17 protein-coding genes are annotated in these 25,493 nt (G+C 60.0%); 10 read left to right on the top strand and 7 right to left on the bottom strand.

Going from position 1 to position 25,493, the window contains the following annotated elements:
* Positions 1-191 precede the first annotated feature (191 nt).
* Positions 192-2,141, top strand: a complete 1,950-nt coding sequence (locus JNN07_21370) for a phosphodiester glycosidase family protein (protein ID MBL9170300.1) — start codon at positions 192-194, stop codon at positions 2,139-2,141.
* Between the two features lie 73 nt (positions 2,142-2,214).
* Positions 2,215-4,242 carry a hypothetical protein gene (locus JNN07_21365; GenBank protein MBL9170299.1) on the top strand — a complete coding sequence of 676 codons (2,028 nt, stop codon included), beginning with the start codon at positions 2,215-2,217 and terminating at the stop codon, positions 4,240-4,242.
* A gap of 839 nt (positions 4,243-5,081) precedes the next feature.
* On the opposite strand, the gene JNN07_21360 is transcribed toward JNN07_21365, so the two are convergent.
* Positions 5,082-6,008: a hypothetical protein gene (locus JNN07_21360; GenBank protein ID MBL9170298.1), complete on the bottom strand. Its 927-nt coding sequence runs from the start codon at positions 6,006-6,008 to the stop codon at positions 5,082-5,084.
* 420 nt (positions 6,009-6,428) lie between these two features.
* Positions 6,429-9,743: a HEAT repeat domain-containing protein gene (locus tag JNN07_21355; protein ID MBL9170297.1), complete on the bottom strand. Its 3,315-nt coding sequence runs from the start codon at positions 9,741-9,743 to the stop codon at positions 6,429-6,431.
* A gap of 397 nt (positions 9,744-10,140) precedes the next feature.
* Here JNN07_21355 and arsD point away from each other — a divergent pair, with 397 nt between their 5' ends.
* Genes arsD through JNN07_21330 form a run of 5 tightly spaced genes read left to right on the top strand, consistent with a single transcriptional unit; the run spans position 10,141 to position 15,408 of the window.
* Positions 10,141-10,473: an arsenite efflux transporter metallochaperone ArsD gene (gene arsD, locus JNN07_21350; GenBank protein ID MBL9170296.1), complete on the top strand. Its 333-nt coding sequence runs from the start codon at positions 10,141-10,143 to the stop codon at positions 10,471-10,473.
* On the top strand, positions 10,470-12,275 hold the full coding sequence (gene arsA, locus JNN07_21345) for an arsenical pump-driving ATPase (protein MBL9170295.1): 1,806 nt from the start codon (positions 10,470-10,472) through the stop codon (positions 12,273-12,275). The genes arsD and arsA overlap by 4 nt, the downstream gene beginning before the upstream one ends.
* A 3-nt stretch (positions 12,276-12,278) precedes the next feature.
* A complete protein-coding gene (locus tag JNN07_21340; GenBank protein MBL9170294.1) occupies positions 12,279-13,505 on the top strand; it encodes an efflux RND transporter periplasmic adaptor subunit in 1,227 nt (408 codons plus the stop codon).
* Entirely contained in the window at positions 13,502-14,716 is a 1,215-nt protein-coding gene (locus tag JNN07_21335; protein MBL9170293.1) for a hypothetical protein, read from the top strand. The genes JNN07_21340 and JNN07_21335 overlap by 4 nt, the downstream gene beginning before the upstream one ends.
* Positions 14,713-15,408 carry an ABC transporter ATP-binding protein gene (locus JNN07_21330; protein MBL9170292.1) on the top strand — a complete coding sequence of 232 codons (696 nt, stop codon included), beginning with the start codon at positions 14,713-14,715 and terminating at the stop codon, positions 15,406-15,408. Before JNN07_21335 ends, JNN07_21330 begins: the two co-directional genes overlap by 4 nt.
* A gap of 8 nt (positions 15,409-15,416) precedes the next feature.
* Here the strand turns inward: JNN07_21330 and JNN07_21325 are convergent, their stop codons facing one another.
* From JNN07_21325 to JNN07_21305, 5 genes are all read right to left on the bottom strand, one after another.
* Positions 15,417-18,143, bottom strand: coding sequence for a cation-transporting P-type ATPase (locus JNN07_21325; GenBank protein MBL9170291.1), 2,727 nt, complete (start codon positions 18,141-18,143; stop codon positions 15,417-15,419).
* Positions 18,144-18,149: 6 nt separating this feature from the next.
* A complete protein-coding gene (locus JNN07_21320) occupies positions 18,150-19,424 on the bottom strand; it encodes a putative Na+/H+ antiporter (GenBank protein ID MBL9170290.1) in 1,275 nt (424 codons plus the stop codon).
* Positions 19,421-20,140 carry an HAD family hydrolase gene (locus tag JNN07_21315; protein ID MBL9170289.1) on the bottom strand — a complete coding sequence of 240 codons (720 nt, stop codon included), beginning with the start codon at positions 20,138-20,140 and terminating at the stop codon, positions 19,421-19,423. The genes JNN07_21320 and JNN07_21315 overlap by 4 nt, the downstream gene beginning before the upstream one ends.
* Position 20,141: 1 nt before the next feature.
* On the bottom strand, positions 20,142-21,737 hold the full coding sequence (locus tag JNN07_21310) for a hypothetical protein (protein ID MBL9170288.1): 1,596 nt from the start codon (positions 21,735-21,737) through the stop codon (positions 20,142-20,144).
* Positions 21,738-21,978: 241 nt separating this feature from the next.
* Positions 21,979-22,119, bottom strand: coding sequence for a hypothetical protein (locus JNN07_21305; protein MBL9170287.1), 141 nt, complete (start codon positions 22,117-22,119; stop codon positions 21,979-21,981).
* 150 nt (positions 22,120-22,269) lie between these two features.
* Here JNN07_21305 and JNN07_21300 point away from each other — a divergent pair, with 150 nt between their 5' ends.
* Genes JNN07_21300 through JNN07_21290 form a run of 3 tightly spaced genes read left to right on the top strand, consistent with a single transcriptional unit; the run spans position 22,270 to position 25,358 of the window.
* Positions 22,270-22,863 carry a hypothetical protein gene (locus JNN07_21300; protein MBL9170286.1) on the top strand — a complete coding sequence of 198 codons (594 nt, stop codon included), beginning with the start codon at positions 22,270-22,272 and terminating at the stop codon, positions 22,861-22,863.
* 26 nt (positions 22,864-22,889) lie between these two features.
* Positions 22,890-24,119 carry a mechanosensitive ion channel family protein gene (locus JNN07_21295; protein MBL9170285.1) on the top strand — a complete coding sequence of 410 codons (1,230 nt, stop codon included), beginning with the start codon at positions 22,890-22,892 and terminating at the stop codon, positions 24,117-24,119.
* Between the two features lie 21 nt (positions 24,120-24,140).
* Complete coding sequence (locus JNN07_21290) at positions 24,141-25,358, top strand: hypothetical protein (GenBank protein ID MBL9170284.1); 1,218 nt, start codon at positions 24,141-24,143, stop codon at positions 25,356-25,358.
* Positions 25,359-25,493: the final 135 nt, after the last annotated feature.

Below are 25,493 nucleotides of genomic sequence, written 5' to 3'. Positions count from 1 at the left end.
TGAGTGATCGACTGGAACAAGCTTCTTCACGGGGATGTCTGACTTTGAACGTTCCAGGGTGGTTTTGCAAGCCCGATGGGTAGTTCTTATTTTGGAATTGAGATGGGCGATGCTCGATCGGTTTGGAGGGACGTAACCATTTTGGCACATGAAATCCGTTCCCAGGGACGCGGCAGTATGGCAGTTTCAGCATGATGCAACGAAGTATCAGCGGACTACTGCTGGGGCTCGGATGCCTCGTGTATCTGAGTGCGGCGCGGGGTGAGATGCTACTCAGCCCGTGGGTGCCGGCTTTCAAGGGAATTGACCACTCGGTTGGAACGAACATCGCTGACATCACTATCCCGCGACGACAGGTGGCCCATTGCTTTCGGGTCGATCTACAGGATCCCGATGTCCGGCTTTTTACCACGCCTCCCGCACCGAACTATGTGAGTGGAACCCGCGAAACGCTCTTCCTCAGCGTGAGCAATTTTCTCAAGGAACAAAAACTTGCCGTTGCTTCCAATTGCAATTTCTACGACTCGAATAGTGGAACCGATGTCGGCTCCGAGGGTGTCCCGGGATGGGTTTACGGCTTGCAGGTCTGCACCGGGGCGGTCGTCTCTCTGCCGGAATCGGGTCCCGACTCTAACGGCCGCCACGCTGCCATCCTATTCACCACCAACAACCAACCGATCGTCGCCTTCCACAACCGCCCCCCGGGAGCCAGTCTCGAGGGGATCTACACGGCCGTATCGGGGTACTATCCCATTCTGAGTAACGGGGTGAACATCGGTGCCGTGGCTCGGAGCGCTTATCCCGACAGCTCCATCCATGATCCCCAGCCGCGCACGGTTTTCGGAGTCTCTGGTGACAAACGATACCTCTTCGTCATGACCATCGATGGAAGGCAGTCGGGCTATAGTGAGGGCGCCCTGGATGCCGAATCCGCCGCGTGGATGATCCAGTTTGGTGCTGCCGATGCGATCAACATGGACGGCGGGGGATCCGTCGCGCTGTATCGGTCCGATTGCGAGGGAAATCCCATGGCAGTCAACCACTCAAGCTACGTGGGATCTCGGGGCCGCGAGCGTTACATCGGAAGCCATTTTGGGGTCGCGGCTCCCCCTTACCACCGCGGCCTGCTGGATCTGGATGTGGATATTGGCGGAGGCACGGCGACATTGACCTGGCGCACCGCCGCTCCGGCCTCGACCGAGGTGGACTATGGACTGACATCCGCCTACGGAAGCTCGCATCGATCGGAGATCCGTCTGATGACGCGACATGTCGTCACCCTTCGCGATCTTGCCCCCGATCGTTTCTACTACTTTCGAGCGCGCTCGGTCTCAACGAGAGAGACCAATGAAGTGGCCTGCCGCTTCCACAATTCCAGTTCTGCCGGCTGGCAGGCGACGCCGGTGTTCGGCATGACTCAGGTCTGGACCTATACCACCAACAACCTTGACGCGGTGGACTGGACCGCGCCGACCCATTCCGAGGACGACTGGCTCGGCTCCGGTTCGGGGCTGTTATACGTCGAGGACGCGGCCAATCCGGTATCCCCAAAAAGCACATTGCTCCCACCCGGGATCGGGGGACGGCTCCCTGTTACCTATTACTTCCGAACCCGGTTCCCATTCGAGGGCGAGCGGTCCGGTGTTTCCCTGGTGTTTTCGAACTTCCTCGACGATGGAGCGGTGTTTTACCTCAACGGAAGGGAGATTCACCGGCTGCACCTGACATCGTCGATGGTGGTATCGAATCAAACGTTGGCGACGAGTTACGGATGCGGTGGCGATGCAACGCCAGACTGTCCCCAAGTGTTTACAGTTGAGCCTGGGCTTCTCGAAGGATTATTGGCCGCTGAGAATGTGCTCGCGGTGGAGGTCCACAACTACAGTCGCGGCAGCCCTGACATCGTGTTTGGTTGCGCGTTGAGCGCGCTCCGGCCTCAGGCCTTACCTCCGCTGCTGCGCGCGGTGGTGGACGGCGCGGGCGTTGTGCTTTACTGGAACGGTCAAGGATACACCCTCCAGCGATTGAAAACCATCGCGAACAATCCGGAAGCTTGGGAAGACCTTCCCGGGAACGCGACGATTAGCCCGCAGTTCATCCCATTCGAGGACACGGCCTTTTTTCGGCTGCGCGGTCCATGAGATTGCCCATAATCCTTCTATCAGCCGCAGAAAAAGACTCGCTGGTAACTCTCCGAGCCGCTAGGGTGCAGAGATGGGTATATCTTACTCTCGTCCGGCTTATCCGTGGCTCTTGGCCTTGCTAGCCGTTGTCCTGCCGGTGACGACGGTTTTGGCTCAGGCACCCTCCCTGCAACGAGTGACCCTCGCCGCCAGCAGCGTGGACATAACCACCGGCAGTCCGAAGATTGGCGTTGAGATTCAGTTCACGGCTCCTGGTCTGCTCAAACTGGCCTACGTGAATTTCGTCAATGCGGCCGGTGACAAAGTGGTTAGCTTCGTGGATCTGGGTTATCCAGCACCCATTCCTTCCTACTCGGGCAGCACCTTCTCCCGGGAGATCTTCCTCGCCCAGGGACGGGCGCCCGGGGAGTGGCAGGTAATGGTAGAATTGACGGATCAAAACAACGTGAAGACCGTTTACGGCGGCCCGGGCAATCCCGCGCTCCCTGCGGGCTCCACGAGTTCGGTCACCTTTGTGAATTCCGGGGTGGCCGATACCCAGTGGCCGGTGCTCATCTCCGGATCGGTTACTCCCAATCCAGTGACTTCGGGCGGCACGGAGCAGGACCTGGTCGTCACCGTGCAAGCCTCCGACGATCGCGAACTGCAGGACATTCGGGTGGGCCTGGTTCCTCCCACGGGCTCGGTGCAATACCACTCCCTTAACGCCTCCACGATCATTTCCGGCAACCGACAGTCGGGCACCTGGCGCCGAACCGTGAAGCTCCCCCCCTTCTCCCCGGCGGGAGAGTGGAGAATTCGCTATGAGGTTTTCGACCGCTCCAACCGAGGGCGGACCTACGTTCAAGGCAGCGGGCTTGTGCCGCCGCCGGCCGCTCAGCCCACGCTCACCGTGGTGAATACGGGATCCGCTGACACGTCGGGGCCGGTGGTCACCGCGATTTCGTTCTCGCGCAGCTCGGTGAATGTGACTGCGGCTTCGCAGCAGGTCATTGCCACGGTCACCGTCCACGATACTCCTTCCGGCCTGAGAGGCGCCCGGCTGTTTCTGATCAATGCGCGGGGCGAGAACACCCTCGACATCCCGTTTTTCTCCGGCAGTCCACCCTACCCGGCCACTCCGGTGGAAGAGACCATCGGAGCTACGGTGCCGCGTTACATCGCTCCCGGGACCTATCGCTGGAGGGTAGTCAGCCTGGATGGTCAGGCACGCGAGTCTGTTTATGGATTTGGAGGTCTGCCATTTCCCGGAGGCGTTTCCGATGAGCTTACGGTGCAAAACACGGGGCCGGTAGAAGCGGCGAGGCCGGTACTGATGTCGAACACGTTGTCACCGCTGGAGATCAGACCCGTCGAATTCACCTCCGTGCCCGTTACGATCACCGCGCGGGTCACCGACGACGTGGGGGTGAGTAAGGTGGAGCTTCGATTCCAGGATTCCGACCGCCCCTCCTCCCAGAGAACTCGCTTCATGACCCGCACTGCCGGAACGGCTCAGGACGGCACGTGGAGCACCACCTTCAATGTGGGTACCGATTACCAGGAAGGGACGTATCGGTTTGGATTTGCTGTCTATGACGCCGCGTCGATTTTCCCGGTGGAATATGGTGCTTACGGCGGTGCCCTCGCGCTGCCGCTGCCCGTGGGGAGCCCTACGCAACTCACCATTCTCAGTTACCACAGCGAGGGTCACGCTTACAGCGTCTGGCGGGGGCAGTACCCGTCCCTGGCTGGGCCGTCCGGCGAGCCCAACGCAGATCCAGACGGGGACAGCTTCGTCAATGTTGTGGAGTTCCTCTGCGGCACGAATCCCCTTCTGAACAGCTCCGCGGGCGGCACCGATCCCGCCGCCGCGCGGGCTCCGCGACTGGCACCGAAGAAGGGTTACCTCCGAATGGAATACCGTCTCAGCGCCGCGAATGCCGCCCTGGGCACCGGGAACGCCTATCGCCTCGAACCTCAGGCGACGCCCTCCCTAACAAAAACCCCGTGGACTCAGAATGTACCCCAGGGCAAGGTCTCCAATACCGACCTCTATTGGGCGGAATTGCCGATGGGAGTGCCTGAGCTTTTCATGCGCCTACGCGTCAGGCCTTGAAAATAGCGTCCCCACCCCATTCACAAGTAATCCCAACTGGGTTGAAGCTCTGATCTAGGGAGCCGTTCGGTTTTAGTCGTGCGAGGAACCGTGATCCAGCCTCGCCCTGTAGACTTCAGTAGCCCCCGACAACAATCCTCCCGTCCGGCTGGACGGCGAGCGGCCGGAAGAATTGGTACACGAAGTTTTCAGGCAGTTGAGCTTGAAAATTTGTGTCAAGAGAGCCGGGCGTCTGCGCTGGTAACCTTGTAATCCCCCAAAGCCCTGGTGGACGGTACAGGGAAGGCGGTGTCTTGCCCTGAGCATTACCCGCATCTTTTCGGTCTGCAGACCCGATTGCCGCGCCGTATCCCGAAGGGATTCCGCCGCAAAGCCCAGGGTCGGCGTGAGGCACGAGCGCCTACCCTGGGTGAGTTGTGCGTATTCGGACAACCCCAAGGTGGGTTGCGGATCAGACTTCAGACTAGAAACGCCAACGGTGACCACGGATTTCTCGGATGACACGGATGGAAAAGCATGGGCACTTTCCACCTGAAGATCGCCATTACCCATCGATCAATTCAGGAACCTGGTTTATAATCCGTGTCATCCGAGAAATCCGTGGTTCACCCCATGCCGGCTCTCGGGTCTATCCCGGCTCTCGAACGAGCGGGTGAAAATTCGCAACTCACCTTGGGGTTGGATTAGATGGGGCTTTTTCCCAGGGTAGCTCGTGCCTCGCAACCCTGGGCTTGGAGGCGTTATCCCGTTGGGATAGGGGTCGAATATCTTCTGAACTTGTGGGCAATGCTGAGGTCGTGCCACCGCGCTCCATAGGGCTGCCCCGCGTCCAACCTGGCTCATGGCACTAGGCGGAAAATCATGCGGGCCTCCGATGTCGAGTTGGTGACGGCCCATTTCCCACGCGTCAAGATGGGTGTGATCGGCACCGGCTTCCAATCAGGTGCTTCAACGCTGGTTGCTGCCTCGAGCACGAACTGTCCGGCGGACGCCGGCCAAACGAGACGGGCCGCCGACTCGAGTCGCGTGATGGCAAGCTCGGGCTTGGTGAGGTGTTGTTCCAGTAGAAGGCGATCGGTTTCGCCTAACGCTCCTTTGAAGATAATCAGGTCGCTCAGTCGGCCGTTGAAGTTGAAGCCATCCGGATTGAAAGCTCCGATGAAAATAACGGGGTTCGCTGGGACGTTGTAGTTGGGAGTGCCGGGAATTCCCAAGTTGAACCCATCCGCGTAGGCTTGATGAGTGCGCCCATTATAGATAGTCGACCACACCGTGGTGGCGTTGTCGATCACATTGACGTTCACCGTGCCCCGATGGGTGGTGGAACCATCGTACAACTCGACTGCGGGCACGCCCGACGCGACCTGACGTTGATGATTGAGCTCATTTCCGATGTTGTAGACATAGTTGCCCTGACCTTGGAACGGAGCTGGAGTGGAGTGGGAGCCTTTCCAAAGGATGGTATAGGCAGTGCCCGCTGTCACGACCAGCCTGCCCTGGAGCTGGCGGCTGGTGCTTCCATCCGTCGATGAGAAGGCCAACTTGCCCGACCCATCGGAGGTGATGAAGTCGAGCCCGGAACCGCTCTGGGTGACTACCATGGACGCGAGGGGCATCCCATTGCCGTCGACCGGCGTCCAGGAAAGCACGCGATGAGAGCCGTCGGTCAGAATGCCGACTCGGCCATCATAGTAGGCGACGAGCAAGCTGCGGGCCTCTGATGACAGCGCGGGTACGTCTTCGAAGAGCGCAGCCCCGGAAGCCACAGTGCCAAGAATTGACGCGGTGCATACCAGTGAGGTTGTGAAGTTCCCAAGTCCCAATCTGAATAATAAGCGCTTGTACAACATACGTCATGAACAGCCTAGGTTAGCCCTGCGAGTGTATCCTGGAATCCTTCGTGCCAAGAGATCGGCACCCAGCTCCGGAACCGAGCATGTATAGTTCATCCGCCGCTACTCCGAAAGCCCAAAGTTCGGATCACATCAAAGGGGGTATCTCGAACCGGTGATGATTGGGGCCTGCCTCGACTTGACGCTCATGGCATCGCTCGAGGTGTGGTGCAGATGTGATCAGGTGACAGGTGCCCAGCCGAGTTGTGATCGCCTCGAGCCCCTCAGCTGCCCATGCTCGGTCCATCAAACCACTCTTGATGTGGCGGCGCAGAGTCCTGGGTCCAGAGAATTTCACCGAATCTTTGGAACTCCTAAATTCGCGAGGAACTCCACTAAATCGCGTATCTCGGCCTTGGTCAAAAACTCCGCCATATTTGTTGGCATCGAGGAGAGACCCTCCCGGCGCCCGACAATATGATCCTTGGGTACTCGGACTTTGTTTCCACTCAAATCCACCAGTTCTAGCGCTTCGGCCCCTTCGCTCTTCAACACTCCTGTGACGCTCTCCTGGTCCTTAAGGGTTAGTTCGACGTTGGCATAGCCTGGAACAATCGTGCGGTTCGGATCCAGGAGTGATTCCAATATCTGTTCCCGATTGGCTCGCTTGCCCAGTGCCGACAAGTCGGGGCCAACTTCGCCTCCGGTTCTCTCTGCAACGTGGCAGCGCACGCATTGCGCCTGCGCTTTCTCGAAGAAAAGCTTTCGTCCCCGGCCCGCGTCCCCTCCGGCCAGCGTCTCCCGATACCCCGCCAGTGGATCCGTGGGGGAGAGACCCCGCGCGCGCGATGCCAGTCGTGTCTTTAGTTCTGAGGTTTTTCGTTCTTCCATTGCCGTCAAGAGTTCCAGATGCAGCTCGGGCGGCAGCTCTCCTTTCTCCATCTTCTCAAAAAGGGAGATCAGGACCTCATCCGCTCGCGATACCGGCAATGCGGTTAAGGCCGTCAGGGCGCTTTGCTGAACGCGAATGGAGGAACTCCTTAACGACTTTTCCAATAATTCAACGGCTTTGTCGGGGGCTATCTTGGGGATCAGTCGGCTGGCCTCGGCCTGCACCGCCGCATGGGGAGCTTCCGTCGCCAGCATCACCGCCTCGGTCAAACGCCTGCTCCCCAGCTGCTCCAACGCTTTCAACGCCGCCACTTTCAGTTCCGGCGGACGTCCCGCGGCCTGCACCGCGTCAAAGAGCGCCTCGCTGGCTTCGTTCACACCGTGCTCGCCGGCAAATCGCGCTGCTGCAACCGCAATTTCCGCGGTTTGACGCAACAGGCTCCCCACCGACCCTTGAAGCGCTTCCCGGGCAATTCGTCCTGGACGCGGGGGCAAGGGCCGCCAAATCCCCAGGTAGGAGTCGCGACCTGAAGGCTTGGCCCAGCGCGTCAACAAATCAATGGCTTCCTCTCGTAAACCGGACGTCAACTCCGCGTCAGTGGCGATGCGGGCTAATGCTTGCGCGTGTTCCGCCTCGCCTAGTCGGTAGTTGGCGCTGATGACGCGGCGCATCAGCGCGCTGCTATCGTCTCCCACGCGAGCCAAGCCCCCCTTCGCGCTATCCCATAATCCCGCCAAAGCCGGCAGCGCCGGAGTAATCGGCATGTCGTAGATGGCCCGTGCAGCCTCCACCACGATGAGCGGATCCGAGTCGCCCAAGAACTCCGAGACACCAGGGTGCTGCAGGCGGCGTAGTGCCAACAACACGCCCATCCGCTCCGCGCCCGAAGCGCCGCGAACTGCCGATAAAAGTTTCTCCGGCGTTCCCATCCCAGCCAGACCCATCACGCCTGCGTGGCGGAGGTATGGATCGTTTCCCGTGTTCTCCCGCAGCATACCCAGGAGCGGGCCGATGGCTTCGATTCGCCCCAGTTTTCCCAAACTCAGCGCCGCGAAGAATCGCACTCGAGGATTCTCATCCTTCAACCGCGCCGCCAGCGCTTCGAATGCCGCAAGACAGCGGGCTTCACCCAACACCTTGGCTGCCTGCGCCCGCACCTCCGGATCCCGATCGCTCAAAACCCCAGTGAGCGGCGTGGCGGCCGAGGCCGCCTTGCGCGCCAGTTGTCCAACGCCCCAGATGGCGTGCAGCCGGGCCAGTCGATGCGACGAGTCTTGAAGCACCCGCGTCAACACAGTTGCCGCTCCCCGTTCCGCCAGCGCAAACTGCGCCTCCAACCGAACACGCATGTCCGAGTGGGCTAACAACTTCTCCAATTCCGTTTCGGATCGCGACTCGAAACCCGCCGCAAACAGCGCCTTCGTCTCCATCACCGCGGCGTCCGTTCGCCGCGCCCGATCAAATACCCGATACACGCGACCTCGATTGACTGAAGGCGGCGCGCCGTCCATCTCCGACACGTACAAACAGCCGTCCGGTCCGAACTCCACGTCCGTCGGCACCGATCCCTTCAAGAAATTCTCCACCAGCCCCATTCCAAACCCCGCGCCTTGGGTCTGCACCGTAAAGCGAAACAGCGTGCTTGCTGAGGGGCTATAGCGATAATCACAAAGAAAGAACGATCCCCGATACTCGTCCCCAAAACCCAATCCAGGATAATACTCCAGCCCCGACGGCCCGGACGCCAAATGCCCAATGGGCGGAATTAAATACGCCGCCTGCCCCGAGAATGGGAGATGCCATAACCGTTCGGCGTTCCATGGCCGGTTGGCCGGAGGGATAAACTGATACCCAATCCGCCAGCCGCTGTCCCCGCCCTCCACGATGTAAACCACCCGCGCTTTGTCACCCCCATCGGCGTTGTTGTCGCCGGTGAACAAGTTGCCAAACTCATCAAAGGCCAAATCCTGCGGGTTGCGCAATCCGATGGCAAAGACCTCCAATTCAGATCCGTCCGGATTGCAGCGCAGCGCCGTGCCAGTATCCGGGTAAGGAAACGTTTTTCCTTCATGAACTACATGCATTCCCCGATCCGCCATCGTGAAATAGATCTTTCCGTCCGGCCCCATCTCTAATCCGTGGAGGTCGTGGGCCGTGTAACCAATATGAACGCCATACCCATGGTGCAGACTCTTCCGGTCATCAGCCCGCCCATCCCCATCTTTATCCTCCAACAGCCACAAGTCCGGCACGCACGCGAAATAGACTTTCCCTCGTCGCGCCATCACATCAGCCCCCAACCCTGCCGCGATGTCGTTGAACCCATCCGCAAACACCGTGGACCGGTCTGCCCGCCCGTCCCCATCCGTGTCTACCAACATCCGCACCCGCTCGTGCTCCCGAGTGTAAAGGCTGATGTCCGGGGCGAGACGGCGCGTGAAGGCAACACGATCTTCCACGGTCCGCGCCGCCAGATCGTCCTCCAGCCACTCAAAGTGTCCTCGCACCGACGTCCCATGCCGGAAGGTTTCCGCCGCGTAAACCGCGCCCTTTTCATCCACTGCAATCCCCACTGGACTCGACACCATCGGTTCTGCGGCGAACAACTCAATGCCAAAACCCTCCGGCAACTTCATCGCTCGCATCGCTTTTTCGGGGGCATCGGACGCCGGTTCAATCTTTGGATTAAACGCCGCGGGCTCGGCCGCTGGAACCCAAACGGTCGCTGCCAGGCTGATCGCAAAAACACAGAGGCGCCAGGGACGTGTCATATTCATAGCCTGTAACAGGTCTGCTCAAGCTCGGACAAGGAAATCTCAAGCTCGCTCGTGACTTGTGCGAATGCGGGAATTGCGGGTCGTTCACGTGCTAGAAAAGCCAGTCGACATCCGCTGGCTCGAAATCCGTTTCACAAGCCGCGTTTGGCATCGGACAAACCCTGTGGAGCTGAGTCCTTACCCATCGGCTATTGATCCTCTAGGCACCTGAACTAATCGTGCAATGCCGGTCTTCCGGAGGATGAGAAACCTGGCTTGTTAGTCTTTCGCCGACTGCGGATGCCTGGCGTGCTCAACTTATTTGAGTGCATCGAGGCCGTGAACGCCAGCACCGGGGACTGGGGAGGCGAAGTCTGGGGGCCCAATAACCGCAATTTGCAATGGAAATGTCCACCCTATGAAAACCATCCAAGTCTTTGATCCGCCGATGTGCTGCTCGACCGGTCTCTGCGGCACTGTAATTGATCCCGCGCTGGTGAGCTTTGCCGCCCTGCTCACTGAGCTGGGGCAGAAGGGCGTGAAGGTGGAGCGCTACAACATGGGACAGCAGCCGATGGCGTTCGTGCAGAATCCAATCGTCAAGGCCATGATTGACCAAGAGGGCACGGAGGCTCTGCCGGTAGTTTTGCTGGATGGCGCGGTGTACTTGAAAGGCCGCTACCTGACCCATGAAGAGCGCGTGACATTGGCGCATGCGGTCCTCGCTGATGGAGCGGGGGCTACGTCGTGAAGCTTCCTTTATACCAGAGTGATACCCAGTCCACGACACGCTATCTGTTTTTTACCGGCAAGGGCGGCGTGGGTAAGACTTCGCTTTCCTGCGCCACGGCATTGAGACTTGCCGAATCCGGCAAACGCGTATTGCTGGTCAGTACTGATCCTGCGTCCAATCTGGATGAGGTGCTGGAGACGAAACTTACAAACCAACCCACCTCCATCCTGGGTGTGCCGGGACTCGATGCGATGAACATCAATCCGGTCGAAGCAGCCTCGGCCTATCGGGAGCGATTGATAGGTCCCATGAGGGGGCTTTTGCCGGAGGCGGCCCTACGCAGCATGGAAGAGCAGCTTTCGGGATCCTGTACGATCGAGATTGCGGCCTTCGACGAATTCTCCGGCTTGATCGGAGATCCGGAGGCGGCAAAGGACTACGACCATATCGTCTTCGATACCGCGCCAACCGGACACACGCTGCGCTTGATGAGTTTGGCGAAAGCGTGGGACCAGTTCCTCGATAAGAACACGAGCGGCACATCCTGTCTTGGTCCCTTGGCTGGTTTGGAAAAGCAGCGCGCCGTTTATGAACGGACCGTCGCACTTTTGGGTGATCCCTCGGCCACAAGGCTGGTGCTGGTCAGTCGTCCGCAGTTGGCCGCTCTTCACGAAGCGGAGCGGACCTCGAAAGAACTCCGTGCCCTCGGCGTGGGTAACCAGTGGCTGGTCATCAACGGCCTCTTCGAAACGAACTGTCCCGACGACTTGACGTCGCAAGCTATGCAGCAGCGCGGCGAAGCGGCCTTGGAATCCGCGCGGGATTTCATCGCCAGTTTACCGAGTTTCGTTGTGCCGCTCCGACCGATCAACATCCTTGGACTGGGCGGCTTGCGCGGATTGTTGGACGGGGAGGCGGAAGTCGCTTCGGCTCCGCAGTGCCAGATCGAGTGGGCACCACCCCATCTGGAGAGCCTCGAGTCCCTGGTGGTTGACCTCGAAAGGCAGGGCAACGGCGTCATCATGACCATGGGTAAAGGGGGCGTCGGCAAAACCACGGTGGCTGCCGCCATCGCGGTGATGCTGACGCGACGCGGCCATGCCGTGCATTTGAGCACGACCGATCCCGCCGCGCATGTGGCTCAGACACTGGCGGGGCAGGTGGATGGCCTCACGCTCAGCAAGATAGATCCCTTGGCCGAGACGGCTGCCTATCAACAGGAAGTCATGCGCGCTCAGGGCGCAACCATGGACAAGGCCGGTCGCGCTCTTTTGGAAGAGGACTTGCGCTCGCCCTGCACGGAAGAGATCGCTGTGTTTCGCGCATTCGCCCGCGAGGTGGGGCAGGGTGCCGACCGTTTTGTGGTGCTGGATACCGCACCCACCGGCCACACACTTCTGCTGCTCGATGCCAGCGAGGCGTACAACCGTGAACTTCAACGTCAGTCCCGCAGCTCCCAACCAGAGGCGGTCTTGCACCTGCTGGAACGGCTCCGCGATCCCGGATTTACGCGCATCTTGCTGGTGACCTTGCCGGAGGCAACACCGGTGCATGAGGCGGCGGCGTTGCAGGAAGATTTGCGCCGCGCCCACATTGAGCCGTTCGGCTGGGTGATTAACCAAAGTTTACTCCGCAGCGGGTCATGCGATCCACTGCTCCAGCGCCGCGAGCAGGCCGAGCATCGCTACTTGAGCGAGGTGGTGGAACAGCATTCCACCCGCACTGCGTGGCTGCCGTGGCAACCCGAGGAACCCGTCGGGCCTGACGCCCTGGCTCGGCTGGCGGCGTCGGGTGTCCACCCCGCCTTCCCCTCGATGTGAACTATGAGCACTGCCCCCGTAACTCCTAAGCCTTCCGCCCAGGGCGCCGCGGAACGTACTACCAGCCAGCCCCCCGGGAGGAGCCTGCTGGTCCGGCGAGGGCTTCTGTGGTTGACTGCTCTGGTGGTGGTCGCTTTCGGCGTTTACCGTATCAAGTTCCGGCCGTCCCTGGCTGCCGTCCATACTGTCCTCACCGGCGAAGTTCATGGCGAAGTCATGGGCACGGGCACGTTGGAGGCGCGGATCAAGACCACCATCAGCCCGCGGATTCAGGAACGATTGGCCGAGGTGCTGGTCGACCAGGGCGATGCCGTGAAGGCGGGGCAATTGCTCGCTCGGCTCGACGACGCGGAACTCAAACAGCAGGTCGCTGTCGCTGAAGCCGCGCTAGGGTCAGCTCGAGCCACCGTCGAGCGGGTCCGGGCCGATGAGTCCCGTGCCCGGGCGGTGATCCAACAAGCGCAGCTGGATCACAAACGTGTAGGGGACCTGATGGCAACCAAGGTAGCCTCGCAATCTGACTTCGACAAAGCCGTGGAATCTCTCCTGCTGGCTGAGGCGGATTTGAAGCGGTCGCAGGCCACCATTGTTGAAGCCGAAAGCCAGGTGTTTACGGCTGAGAAGAGCCTTCTGTATCGCCGGGAGCAGCTGGCGTTCACCGAGCTTCGGAGTCCCTACGACGGCCTCATCACGCGTCGCGACCGCGACCCTGGTGGCGTGGTCATGCCGGGTGGCTCGCTCCTGCAGCTCATCGCGACGAACGAAATCTGGATCAGCGCCTGGGTGGATGAAACGGCGATGTCGACCCTGGCCACGAACCAGACTGCGCGTGTGGTTTTTAGATCTGAGCCTGCCCGGAGCTTTGTCGGTGAACTGGCACGCCTGGGCCGTGAAGCGGATCGAGAGACGCGTGAGTTCTTGGTGGACGTGCGAGTGCGCCAACTGCCGTCCAACTGGACGGTAGGGCAGCGCGCTGAAGTGCTTATCGAAACGGGGCGGCGGTCCGGTGTTGTGATCATACCTGCACCGTTTGTCGTGTGGCGTGAAGGCAAGCCGGGCACGTTCGTTAACGACCACGGCAGAGCGCGCTGGCGGGACCTTGCCCTGGGACTACGCGGGGCTCAAACACTCGAGGTGGTCCAGGGTCTGTCCGCGGGAGAACAGATTATCCGACCGCTTGCCGTACGGCAGGGGCCACTGTCGGAGGGGCAACGTGTCAGCACGCCATGAACCTCGCCCTTCGAGATGTGCGCCACAATTTCGGCCGTTTTGCCTTCACAACGATCGGCATCGGGCTGTTGCTCATGATCGTGATGGGCATGGGCGGGATTTATCGAGGGCTGATCTATGAAGCGACGCTGCTTGTGGATCGCGTGGGCGCCGATCTCTGGGTGGTGCAGGGGAACACGCGCGGGCCCTTCGCCGAGGTCTCTCGGCTGCCAGCCACCTTAGAGGACCGCGTGCGTGCGGTTCCCGGCGTCATCGGAGCACGACGGTTCGTGTCGCACACCATCCAGCGCGAGCACCTGGGCCGGCCGTTGCGAATGGTGGTGCAAGGCCTGTCGTGGCCCGAAGACAATGGCCGCTGGGTTCCCTTGGAAGCGGGTCGGCCGCTTGGTCAGGCGCACTACGAAATGATTGCTGACCAAACATTGGGACTTCCGATCGGCGAGAAAGTTCAGCTTGGCAAGGACATCTATCAGGTCGTGGGTATCACTCGGGGGATGGTGGGATCGAGCGGCGATGGCCTTTCGTTCTTCACGGTCAGCGATGCGATGGCGATTCAGTTCGATATGCCGGGCGAGGCTGTTCGCCTCGAACGCGCATCCCGCCGCTCCCGCGCCGAAGGTCTCGATATTGGACGAGTGCAACCGCTGCTACTCGAACGAGCGGTGGGTCCAGCCAGCGGCCTTCCGGCCCTGGCCCCGCCCATGGTCAGCGCGGTGCTGGTCACACTGCGGGCCGGCGAGGAGCCTGGGCGCGTGGCTGCAACCCTTTCGACCTGGCCCGATATCACTGTGTACACCACCCAGCAACAAAAGGATCTGCTGCTGTCCGGCATGGTCGACAAAGCAACGCGTCAACTTGGGCTCTTCCGCGTGCTGCTCATCATCATTTCTACCATCATCATCGCCCTCATCATTTACACCCTGACGATCGACAAGATCCGTGACATCGCCCTGCTGAAGTTAATTGGTGCGCGCAATCGCGTCATTGTGGGGCTCATCTTCCAGCAGGCTTTGCTCATGGGAGCTTTCGGCTACGGTCTTGCCTGGTGGATGGGCAGCTTCGCCTTTCCGCACTTTCCACGCCTCGTCGTGATTGAGACACCCGATCTCATTCAGCTCGCGTTTATCGTCCTCGGGATATCGATGCTGGCGAGTGTTCTGGGTATCTGGAAGGCGCTGAACGTCGAGGCTAACACCGTCCTGTCCACATGAGCGTCGCCACTGAGCCATCCGTCGGGGTTGAGGCGACCGGGTTGACGAAGGTGTATGGGCGCGGACATACCGAGGTCGTGGCTGTGAGAGATGTGACGATCAGCGTGGCGCGTGGGGAGATTGTGGCCTTGCTCGGCCCCAGCGGGGCGGGGAAGTCCACCTTGCTGACCGCGATGGCGCTCATCAATCCGCCGACCGCCGGCCAGATTCGCATCGGTGGAAAGTTGGTGATGGATGGCCCAACCGCCTTGGTGGATCTGCGCGCCTTTCGGCGGCAGCACCTTGGCTTCGTTTTCCAGAAAGCCAATCTCATCCCGTTCCTGGATGCGCGGGAGAACGTTCAAGTGGCGCTTGAGATCAACGATGTTCCCTCCAACGTCGCCCGCCAGCGTGCAATGGGATTGCTGGACTATTTGGGTGTCGCTCATCGGGCCGACAACCTGCCGGATGCGCTATCTGGTGGCGAGCAACAGCGCATTGCCGTGGCGCGCGCGCTAGCCAACCAGCCGAGCTTGATTCTGGCCGACGAGCCCACGGCTGCGCTCGACAGTCACCGGGGTCGGCAGGTGATGGAGCTTTTCGCCAAGGTGGCGCACGAGCAGAACGCGGCGGTCATCGTCGTCACCCACGACGCACGCGCCCTCGAAATCTTTGATCGCATCGTCGAGATGGAGGACGGACGGTTGAAGTAAAACGGGTCTCATTCGGGGATGGTATGCTCTCCGCGGCGCCCGCCGAACCGGATCCACTTTTCTAACTCCACCGCAGCAAAGGCGGCAACCGCCACCAGAATGATCCGCAGCCAGGATTCCGCGCTGATCGGTGCGGTGTGGAACAGCCTGTTCATCACCGGAGCGTAAGTAAACAGGAGTTGCGCGGAGAGCATTGCCAGCGCGCCACCGATGGCCCACCGATTGGTGAACAGTCCAATGGTAAAGACGGAGTGGTTGAGGGAGCGGCAGCTGAACAGGTAAGCAATTTCCACGAGCACGATGACGTTGATGACGGCGGTGCGCGCTTCAGCCAGGGTTTCACCCTCCATTTTTAGCTCCCAGTAGAACAGCCAGAACGCCCCGGCTAGCATGATGAGCGACACCAGCCCGGTGCGCATGATCAGTGGGTAGGTCAGCAGTGGGCGCTCAGGCCGCCGAGGTGGACGCTCCATTAAGTCGTGCTCCTTGGGCTCGAAGACCAGCATCAGCCCAAGCAGGATGGACGTCATCATGTTCACCCACAAAAGTTGCACCGGCACGGCCGGCAGCTGAGTCCCCAGGACGATCGCTGACAATAGGATCATCGCCTCGCCTGCATTGGTCGGCAGGGTCCAGACGATGAATTTGGTCAGATTGTCGAATACTCCGCGGCCTTCCTCCACGGCTGCTTGGATGCTGGCGAAATTGTCATCGGTGAGGATCATGGCCGCAGCACCCTTGGCGACATCGGTTCCGCTGATGCCCATGGCCACCCCGATGTCGGCCTGCTTGAGTGCCGGGGCGTCGTTCACTCCATCGCCGGTCATGGCAACGACATGCCCGCGGGCCTGCAGCGCTTTCACCAAGCGCAGCTTCTGCTCGGGCGCGACCCGAGCGAAAACGGCGGTGTGTTCAGCGACATTGAGAAGCTCTTGATCGGAAAGCGCCTCTAACTCCCGTCCAGACAAGGCGACTAGGCTCCCGTGCTCCTCTCGACCTTTCAACCCGATCTTGCCGGCGATGGCGCGCGCGGTGACAAGATGGTCGCCGGTAATCATCTTCACGGCAATGCCAGCCCGCTGGCACTGCTGTACGGCCGCGATGGCGGCCGGCCGCGGGGGATCCATCATCGCCTGCAAGCCCAGAAAGGTGAATCCCTGCGTCACATGGGAGTGCTCAAGGCTGGCGTGGTGCGACTCCACTTCACGCCGGCTCATGGCCAGGACGCGGAGTCCTCTCACTGCCATGGCCTCGGCGGCACGGTGGACGGCGTCTTTATCGAGTGTGGTGAGCGCCCCGTCATCCCCGAGCGCGTCGGTGCAACGTTCCAGCAATCGTTCCAGCGCGCCGATTTTGTAAATCACCCGGCCCTCGCGTGCTTCATGCAAGGTGGCGCGGAACATGTGCTCGGACTCGAAGGGGATCGTGTCAATGACTGGCGTCCGGCTGTGCACGTCGGCGTGAATGACTCCGCCTTTTTCGGCGGCGACGAGCAGCGCCGCCTCGGTGGGGTCGCCCTGGACTCGGAGTCGTCCGTCCTCGCGCAGGAGTTGCGACGCATTGCACAGCACTCCGGCGAGCAGGCATTCCGCGAGCGCGGGATGTTCCTGCAAATTTGCCGACTTCGCATCGAAGAGAATCTCACCTGCGGGTTCATAGCCGGCCCCCGTCACCTGGTATAGCCTTCCCCCCGCGAAGATCTCCTGTACCGTCATCTGGTTCTCAGTAAGGGTGCCGGTCTTGTCGGAGCAGATGATGGTGGTGCTGCCCAGGGTTTCGACGGCGGGCAACTTACGGATAATGGCCTGCCGCTTGGCCATGCGAGAAACGCCGATGGCCAGGACAATGGTGACCGCCGCCGGAAGGCCTTCAGGAATTGCCCCAACTGCCAGAGCCACTGACGCCATGAACATCTCGACTGGCTTCTCACCTCGTCCCACACCGAGCGCGAAGGTGGCTACTGCCAGTCCAACAATGACCCACAGCACCAGTTTGCTGAACTGCGCGATTTTTTTCGTCAACGGGGTGGACAACTCCACCGCGCTGGAAATGAGATGCGAGATTCGTCCGGTTTCCGTTTCGTCTCCGATGGCCCACACCACGCCTGCCGCCTCGCCGCTCGTGACGAGGGTGCCGGTGTAGGCGAGGTTCTTCCGATCAGCCAGGATCGTGTCCCGCGCGAGGGCGCCAACATGCTTGGTCACGGGAAGCGATTCGCCGGTCAAGGCAGACTCATCCGCTTGCAGGTTCCGCACCTGGAACAGGCGCAGGTCGGCGGGCACGCGGTCGCCGGCCTGAAGCAGGACCACATCCCCCGGCACCAGTTGCTCCGAGTGGATGCGCGACTTCCGTCCGTCGCGCCGCACGGTGGTTTCGGTAGCGACCATCTTGGCGAGCGCCTCGATCGCTTTCTCGGCTTTCGCCTCCTGCAGGAAACCGACCACGGCATTGATCAGCACGACGCCGAAGATGACCGACGAATCCACCCATTCGCCAAGGAAGGCCGTGACCCCGACCGCCACCAGCAAGATGTAAACCAGCGGCTGATTGAACTGCCGCATCCATTTGAGCCACGCCGGCGTCGCGGGCCTAGAGGTGACGCGATTGAAGCCGGACTTCTGGCGTCGGCTCGAAACCTCATCCGCCGAGAGTCCGGCCGCAAAATCGACCTCGAGCAGGCGTGCGACTTCTGCGGTCGACAACTCGTGCCAGGAAATTGTGCTTCGATTCTCCATGACGATCTAGTGCAAGATCCAAAAGAACAGAATGGCAACAGTGGTCGGCATCAATGCCCCCAGGAACAGGCCTAACGGACTGATGCCCTCGTCCTCGAAGACCTTGGCGTCCCGCAGAATGCCTACTCCGGCGGGGTTGGGCGCATTGGCGATGACCGTCAAACCGCCTCCGGTCACCGCCCCGGCCACCAGGGCATACTTGAGTTCGTCCGAGAGTCCTTCGACCAGCGAACCCAAGTAAGTGAGCGCGGCGTTATCGGTGAGCGCAGTGAGTCCGGTTGCGCCAAAGAACAAGGCGCTTCCGCTAAGACTGGTCAGTAGTGGCTTAAGCCAGTAGGCCTGCAGCGATCCAAGGGTGACCAGGCCGGCGAGAAAGAATCCCACCAGCAGCCCCTCGCGAAGTTTGAGGTCGTCCTGGTGCTCGCGTGTGGCGGTCACCAGCCCCAAGAAGAGCATGAGCACTCCGAAGAATACATCGGGATGGTGAGCGAAACCCACCACTGCCGCCAAGAACATCAGGTGGGCGGTCGTCAACCACACGGGGATGGGACGTGATGGCTGGCGCTCCGGCTCCAGGGCGCTGAGTTCCTTTCGGAAGAGCCCAACCACGACTACGGTCGACACGACACATGCGGCCGCGGCCCGCCAGCCGAAGGTCTGCAGCATGAACGCCATGTCCCAATTCCATTTGGCCGCCACCATGAGAACCGGAGGAGCGGCGAAATGCGTGAGCGTGCCCCCGATCGAAACGTTGACAAAAAGCAGGCCTAGGGTGGCATACGCCAGCCTTCGGCTGATGGCGCGATCAAAATAGCGACGCTTCAGCAGCAGGGCCAGCAACGTCATGGCCGCTGGCTCCGTGATGAACGAACCGAGCAGCGGACCCAGGATCAGCGCTGCCAAATAGAACCCGATGCCCTCGCGAACCGGCAGCCAACGTGCAGCCAGCGAGATGCACTGCTCGGCCAACGTAACCACTGGGCGTGTCGCGGCCACGACCATGACCACCAGGACAAACTTCGGTTCGGTGTAGTTGAGCGACTCCACATAGGCGACGGCGTCGTGAATCGATCCCTTCAATCCAGCGATGCCCATGAACAGAGCCGCTGCCCAGAGCCCGAAGACGACTTCGGTCTCCGCCAGGAAATGCAGAAGTTGATGCTGCACGGATCCCGGAGGATAGTGGTGTGCCCAGTGGGCAAATCGTTTCACGGAGAAGGTGTGCAGCACCGCGAGTCCGAAGAGGACGGATGCCAGGAGTTCGGAGGAGGATGGGGTCATCTGGAGACGGGGTTAGAGATGAGTGCGAGATGAAGCTCTTTCCAGCTGTCATCGAGGGAAGGAGTGATATGCCAGGTCATCCACCCCTGGGACCTAGCGGGTTCAACATCGTTGTCCAATCGGTCTCCGACCATCAGAACGCGGTCCGGATCGACGCCTCGTGCGCCTAGGCGCGCGGTGAGTATGCGAAACACATGAGGATCCGGTTTGCTAAATCCATGTTCGAAAGACCAAAAGCAGAGTTCCTTCGCGAAGAGGTTGAGTCCAAGGCCATGGGGAGCCAGTTCATCCGCGAGTTCATTGAGGGAGTAAGCTTGGGCATTCGAGGCGATTCCGAGGAGAACACCGCGATCGCTCATCTTTTTCAGAACGGCCACCGCCTCCGGAACGAGACTGATCGTGTGAACGAGGGCGATCTGCCGTCGGATGAATTCTCGTTGCTGATGAGATGAGAGTGAGCTGAAGGCGGGCAAGGCTGTGGCTACTATTTGAGGCCAGTCGACTTCCGGAAAGGCGATTCCCTGCGCTCTGACCTCTTGTTGTTTTTTCGAGACCGCTTCCCGGCAGGCCAGGGAGAACTCGAGGTGAGACCGAGGCGGAGGCGACCCTAGCATCTCGCTGCAGAGCTTCGTCCATTCTTCATCGGCATCGGTCCTGGGCAGCGCTACGCGTAACAGGGTGTTGTAGAGGTCGAAAATGATGGCTTGTGGGTTCATATCAGCGGGTCCAGAGGAGGGGGAACATGGAATCGGGGCGCGAGGCCGTCCGGATAAACTCGTGCTGACAGCGTTGTGATTCTATTGAATCCGCGACGTTTCTGGCCCTGGGGGCTCTGGCGGGTGCGGCGGGCGGAGAACCCGTCTCGGCGAGACGGAGCAGCCGCTCGGCGTAGGCAGCTCCGGAAAGCCGGCGTCCGGCCTGGGCTGGCCATGGTGGCGACTGCAGGCGTCCCTCGGCCGCGCGTCGTCGCCATTTCGACAAGAAGGGATTGAGCGGCGCGCACCGTCGCCAAGATTGGGCGACGGGCTGGGACAGTACCTCGATCTGAGCTTCCAATGTCAAACGACTGAACGGCAGGGATGATGGGGCGGTGGCCCGTGACAGCCAGGTTGGGGAATGAACCAGACTGTGCACTCGTTGGGGAAGCGCTGTTCGCCATTGTTTGAAGCGCTCTTGCTGACGCGCCTGCTCACGGGACCAATCGAACAGATGCGTGTCGATGAGGATGTCCTGGTACGCTTGCGGGAACTGAAACCCGAGACGGTCCAGATCCGGAGCGACATTGGGGAGTGTGCGGCAGATCAAAGGACGTTGAGCCGCGGCTGCCTCGAGGTACGGGAGGCCGAATCCTTCCTGGATGGAGGTCAGGAGTATTGCTTCGCTGGCGGCCATCAGTTCCCTCACGCTGGGGGCTCTCTCACCCGCGTGGTCCAGCAGGCTCAAGCGAAGATGCCAACCTGATTTCTGAGCCGCAAGTGCCAGCTGCTCCGCATAACGAGACTCATCGGCCGAGCTAACGCCAGCGGTCGTTATCAGCCATGCTTCGGGACGGAGCCAACGGGTCAACAGAAGGGCTTCGCAAACATTCTTTCTCCGGAGCATCCGGCAGGGCAAAAGCCAGATCGGACCAGGACGCTGATCTAATGATTTCTGTATCCATCGGGTGGTCTGTCGTTGTCGTGCCGGTGAGGGGGGTGAGCCTGGCGAGCTGGGGTTAGGCAGCCACCCCACTCTCCCACGAAAGTGCCGATTCAGGACGGAGAAATCTCGATGATTGATCGTCGCGTGCCTGATGAATGGTTTGTTCGGTAGGAGTGTTTTCGCGACTTCCTGGATGGATCGATAGCCACTTTTCTTCATCTCGCTCCAGCGACTCCACCGATGATCAAACCACCAATCATGGTGATGCAGCAGGAGTCGGACATTCGTCCGTTCGCAGAACTGAGTCAACTCGCGGGCCAGCAGCAGATTTCGACCGAGCCCGAGATTGTGTGCCCAAACCAGGCAGTTCGAAACATCGATCCGACCGGCCAGCATGTCGAAGAAGTTTCTGAGGCGAGAGCGGATGCGAGGGAGGGGGGAGGTCTGTTCAGCGAGATAGCCCAGAGAGGAGTCGATGTGGTGATGCACCTTGGCTGGGCGGATCTGTTCACGGAACATTCGGAGCCAGAGTGAAGCAGGGGCTTCACCTCCTAGCAGCACTACCTCCGTAAGCGAGGAGCCCAATGCGCTGGACAGCGCCGCGGTCCCCAACTCGATGACACGGCGGACTCCTCCGGTGCGGAAGTGATAGTGGAGGATGACCAGTTGCACGGGGACACTGTAAGCGCGGGACCAACAGGGAGCGAAGAGATTTCTCGATGCGCTGTGTTTCGTGGTGGGAGACTGGAATGTGACACTTGACAGCGACGGGTGGCAGACTGTCTATTGTGAACATTGAAGCTTCAGTGTCCGTCGCAGCTTCACAAAGGGTTCAGGGTCTAATGATCCTGGAGGCTACATGAATGGTCGGGCCGCCATTCCATAACGTCGGGTAAACTGTGGCCATGTCTCCTCATTGGAATTGTTTGACCTTTTGTTCGGCTTTGTTGGGCTTTCGGATCTCACGATCCTCTCCGCAGCCGAGCCGGTATTCATTCAGGGGAAGCTGCTCCCCATCGATGCCTCCCTGAGAGATTTGGTTTTCCTCATCCATTGAACCGAGTGGTTCGTTCGTCCGGAGCCGGTTGATGTCCGCTGGGCATCGGGCGGCCTAAGGGTTCGGAGTCGCTAGATTCTGAAGGCAATCGGAGTGGTCGGGCCGCCACTCTCTACACTGACTTGATTGGCGAGGATGCGGCGCATCATGTCGCAGCGTCGGCGGGCGCGGGTCGATGCCTGGTGGCGCTACGAGCCGGTGGTGCTTTGCATCCGTGCGATCAACAACCCTGATTGGTCCATGAAAAAACTTGTTCCTTCGGTGCTTCTTTCTCACGGCCTACTTTCGATTTTGCTGGGATTCCTAGCACTTCAGACGGTTCCCGATTTGAGCCGCCTCAGTGGGATTGTGGGCTTGCTGGGCGGCGGTTTCAGTGTGCTATGGGCACTACTCGGCTTTTGGGGGAAGCCCCAGCGTGGCTGGGCCATGTTGACTCTTTCCGCCACGGCGTTCGTCATGATATCGCAAGCCGTCATGAACTGGCTGCCGGCAGGCGACCCGGTCGCCGGGACTCGAAACCTGGCGATCCTGGCGACTGTGATGGTTGTAATTACCGTCGGAACCTTGATGGCGGTGGCCCACATTGGGGTAACCCTCATGCTGGATTCATCAACGTCCTCCGCTGACCTCCGATCACGAGCCTCCACGAGAGATGCGACTGGTGCTTCCGAGTCCGAGGAGTGGAAGTCGGCTCGAAGGCGCGCCAGTCTACCGAACGGGGAGGAGGCACGACGGAGATGATCACCGGTCGAATCAGTAGCCTTTGCATGTGTTGTCTCGTGATGGTGATCTCGGCTCTGAGCGGCGTGATCGCCGTGGACGCCCAGTCTAACGGAGTTCCCGTTTCACCTCCATCGTTGCCCACCACGTCGGCCGCAAGCCCGCAGATTTGGTTAACCTTTGGGCTCGATCGGATCGAGTGGCTCCATCAGGCGCCGGTCGCGGGGATCCCGCTGTGGCAATACATGGCTTCGCTCATCTACATCTTCCTGGCTTTTTACGTGTCCAAGGTGCTGGACCTGTTCATTGCGGGACGAGTCAGACGATGGGCAGAGGGCACCTCGACGAAACTGGATGACCTGCTAGTCCAGTTGCTCCGTGGGCCGGTCAAGATCATATCCTTCGTGATCCTGCTGCACATCGGGATGCGGGTCTACTCCTGGCCCGATGTGCTTGCGGAGGTGTTTTCTAAGTCCTCCAAGATCATTGTGGCGGTTTCCATCACCTACGTTCTCCTGAAGGCGATGGATCTGGTGGTGGGCTTGTGGTACCAACGGACGACGACGCCCGAGAATGAGCAGTTCGGCAAGCAACTCTTGCCGCTGATTGGCAAGAGTTTGAAACTCTTCATTATCATCGTCGTGGCGCTGGTGACCTCTCAAAACTTGGGTTTTGACGTCACCGGTTTGATAGCTTCTCTATCCATTGGAGGGCTGGCTGTAGGTCTTGCGGCCCAGGATACCCTGGCCAACCTGTTCGGTGCTGTGGCTGTTTTGGTGGACAAGCCTTTCAAAGTGGGAGACCGAATTCAGCTGGATGCAGTCGACGGCACGGTCGAGACGATCGGGTTCCGAAGCACTCGAGTGAGGAACCTCGACGGTCATCTGGTTACCGTCCCCAACAAAACGATGGGCAATGCGACGATTGTCAACATCACCGCCCGACCCAACATCAAAACCGTGATGAACATCGGGATCACTTATGACACTTCAACCCAGGGCGTCGATGCAGCGGTCAGGATCATTGAGGAAGTTTATCGGCAGCATGAAAACACCTCCGATTTAATTGTTAGTTTTAACCGATTCGAGAGCTCTTCCCTCAACATCCTCGTGGTGCACTGGTGGGGTAATACGGACTACAAAGCTTACCTGGCCGGACTTCAGCAGATGAACTTGCGGCTCAAGGAACGCTTCGATCAAGCCGGAATCGAGTTCGCCTTTCCCACCCAAACACTTCACCTTAAACAGGAGCAGAAGCCCCAGCAGAGTGCTTCCTGAGCGTGCAGCCCCATCGATTTTATGTCTGACTTTTTTCAAACCGGCGCCATCGCCACCTTGCATCGTCTCGGCCCTACCAACCTCACGCGAATGGAGGGTGAGTTGGCGAAGTTTGCGGAGGAAACGCCCATTGCGCTGGTGCTTCCATGCCATGTTCGGGAACTCGGGACGACTGCGCTCCGGCTCATCTTGAAGGAGCTGAAGCAAGTGAAGTATCTCAGCCAAATTGTCGTTGGTATCGATGGAGCTAGCTCGCGGGACTGGAAGCGCGCTCAGAAGCTCTTCTCATCCCTGCCTCAGAAGCCCGTCTTGTTGTGGAATGATGGGCCGCGGATGCAACGGCTTCAGGCTCAACTCGCGGATGCTGACCTCGAGTTGGGGCTCCCCGGCAAGGGGCGTAACGTGTGGACCTGTTTTGGATATGTCCTGGCCGCAGAGAGGGCCACCATCGTTGCGTCACACGATTGCGATATTCTGACGTACTCGAGAGAAATGCTGGCCAGGCTGTGCTACCCGGTCGCCCATCCGAACCTGGGACTCGATTTTTGCAAGGGCTACACGGCGCGCTATAGCACTCGGCTGCACGGGAGAGTCATGCGGTTGATGTTTACGCCGCTCATTCGTTCGTTGGAGAGCATCCTGGGTTCACAACCCTTGCTGATCTATTTGGACACCTTCCGTTATCCCCTTTCGGGTGAAATTTGCCTGGACCTTGACTTGGTGCGGCGCGTTCGCGTGCCCTCTGATTGGGGTCTGGAGGTAGGGATGCTGGCGGAGGTTTATCGCAACTCTGCACCCCGGGCAATTTGCCAGTCGGGGCTTTCGGATCGATATGACCACAAGCACCAGGAGCTCTCGGCTCGCGATGTGGACAAGGGTCTCAATCGGATGGCAACCGACATTGCCAAGACAATCTTTCGGGTGATGGCGGCAGAAGGAATCAAACTCGACGCCGGACTCTTCGACACGCTCTACAGCGCCTACATCCGGAGAGCCGAGGATACCTTGCGGCATTACAACGCGGACGCCCTGATCAACGGTCTTTCTTACGATCGTCACGAAGAGGAGGTAGCGGTTAACACCTTCGTGCGCAGTATTCGAGCTGCGGCCAAGGCATTTATGGAAGATCCGCTCGGAACTCCGCCCATCCCGAATTGGAATCGCGTTCAATCTGCTCTACCAAACTTCCTCGAACAGATGCGAGAAGCAGTCCAGCTCGACAATGGGAACTCACTCTAGCAGAAGCCACCGCCGTCGCCGAGGCTATAGCGGGACGAGCGTTCCCTACAGTCCGAAGTGTAGGAGCCGAGGTGACGAGGCTTGGTTCATGGAGGGGAGCTGGCTATGATCGGGCTGATTTGCACGATCCTTCGG

Source organism: Verrucomicrobiales bacterium (genome assembly GCA_016793885.1).
GTDB lineage: Bacteria > Verrucomicrobiota > Verrucomicrobiia > Limisphaerales > UBA11320 > UBA11320.
The sequence above is the reverse complement of the archived record's forward strand: the minus strand, read 5'-3'. Positions and strand labels throughout refer to the sequence as shown.

What these genes read in the sequence shown, in the direction of transcription:
- JNN07_21370 (MBL9170300.1), top strand. Translation starts at nt 192, where the DNA reads ATGATGCAACGAAGTATCAGCGGACTACTGCTGGGGCTCGGATGCCTC.
- JNN07_21365 (MBL9170299.1), top strand. Translation starts at nt 2,215, where the DNA reads ATGGGTATATCTTACTCTCGTCCGGCTTATCCGTGGCTCTTGGCCTTG.
- JNN07_21355 (MBL9170297.1), bottom strand. Translation starts at nt 9,743, where the DNA reads ATGAATATGACACGTCCCTGGCGCCTCTGTGTTTTTGCGATCAGCCTG.
- arsD (MBL9170296.1), top strand. Translation starts at nt 10,141, where the DNA reads ATGAAAACCATCCAAGTCTTTGATCCGCCGATGTGCTGCTCGACCGGT.
- JNN07_21340 (MBL9170294.1), top strand. Translation starts at nt 12,279, where the DNA reads ATGAGCACTGCCCCCGTAACTCCTAAGCCTTCCGCCCAGGGCGCCGCG.
- JNN07_21335 (MBL9170293.1), top strand. Translation starts at nt 13,502, where the DNA reads ATGAACCTCGCCCTTCGAGATGTGCGCCACAATTTCGGCCGTTTTGCC.
- JNN07_21330 (MBL9170292.1), top strand. Translation starts at nt 14,713, where the DNA reads ATGAGCGTCGCCACTGAGCCATCCGTCGGGGTTGAGGCGACCGGGTTG.
- JNN07_21325 (MBL9170291.1), bottom strand. Translation starts at nt 18,143, where the DNA reads ATGGAGAATCGAAGCACAATTTCCTGGCACGAGTTGTCGACCGCAGAA.
- JNN07_21320 (MBL9170290.1), bottom strand. Translation starts at nt 19,424, where the DNA reads ATGACCCCATCCTCCTCCGAACTCCTGGCATCCGTCCTCTTCGGACTC.
- JNN07_21315 (MBL9170289.1), bottom strand. Translation starts at nt 20,140, where the DNA reads ATGAACCCACAAGCCATCATTTTCGACCTCTACAACACCCTGTTACGC.
- JNN07_21305 (MBL9170287.1), bottom strand. Translation starts at nt 22,119, where the DNA reads ATGGATGAGGAAAACCAAATCTCTCAGGGAGGCATCGATGGGGAGCAG.
- JNN07_21300 (MBL9170286.1), top strand. Translation starts at nt 22,270, where the DNA reads ATGTCGCAGCGTCGGCGGGCGCGGGTCGATGCCTGGTGGCGCTACGAG.
- JNN07_21295 (MBL9170285.1), top strand. Translation starts at nt 22,890, where the DNA reads ATGTGTTGTCTCGTGATGGTGATCTCGGCTCTGAGCGGCGTGATCGCC.
- JNN07_21290 (MBL9170284.1), top strand. Translation starts at nt 24,141, where the DNA reads ATGTCTGACTTTTTTCAAACCGGCGCCATCGCCACCTTGCATCGTCTC.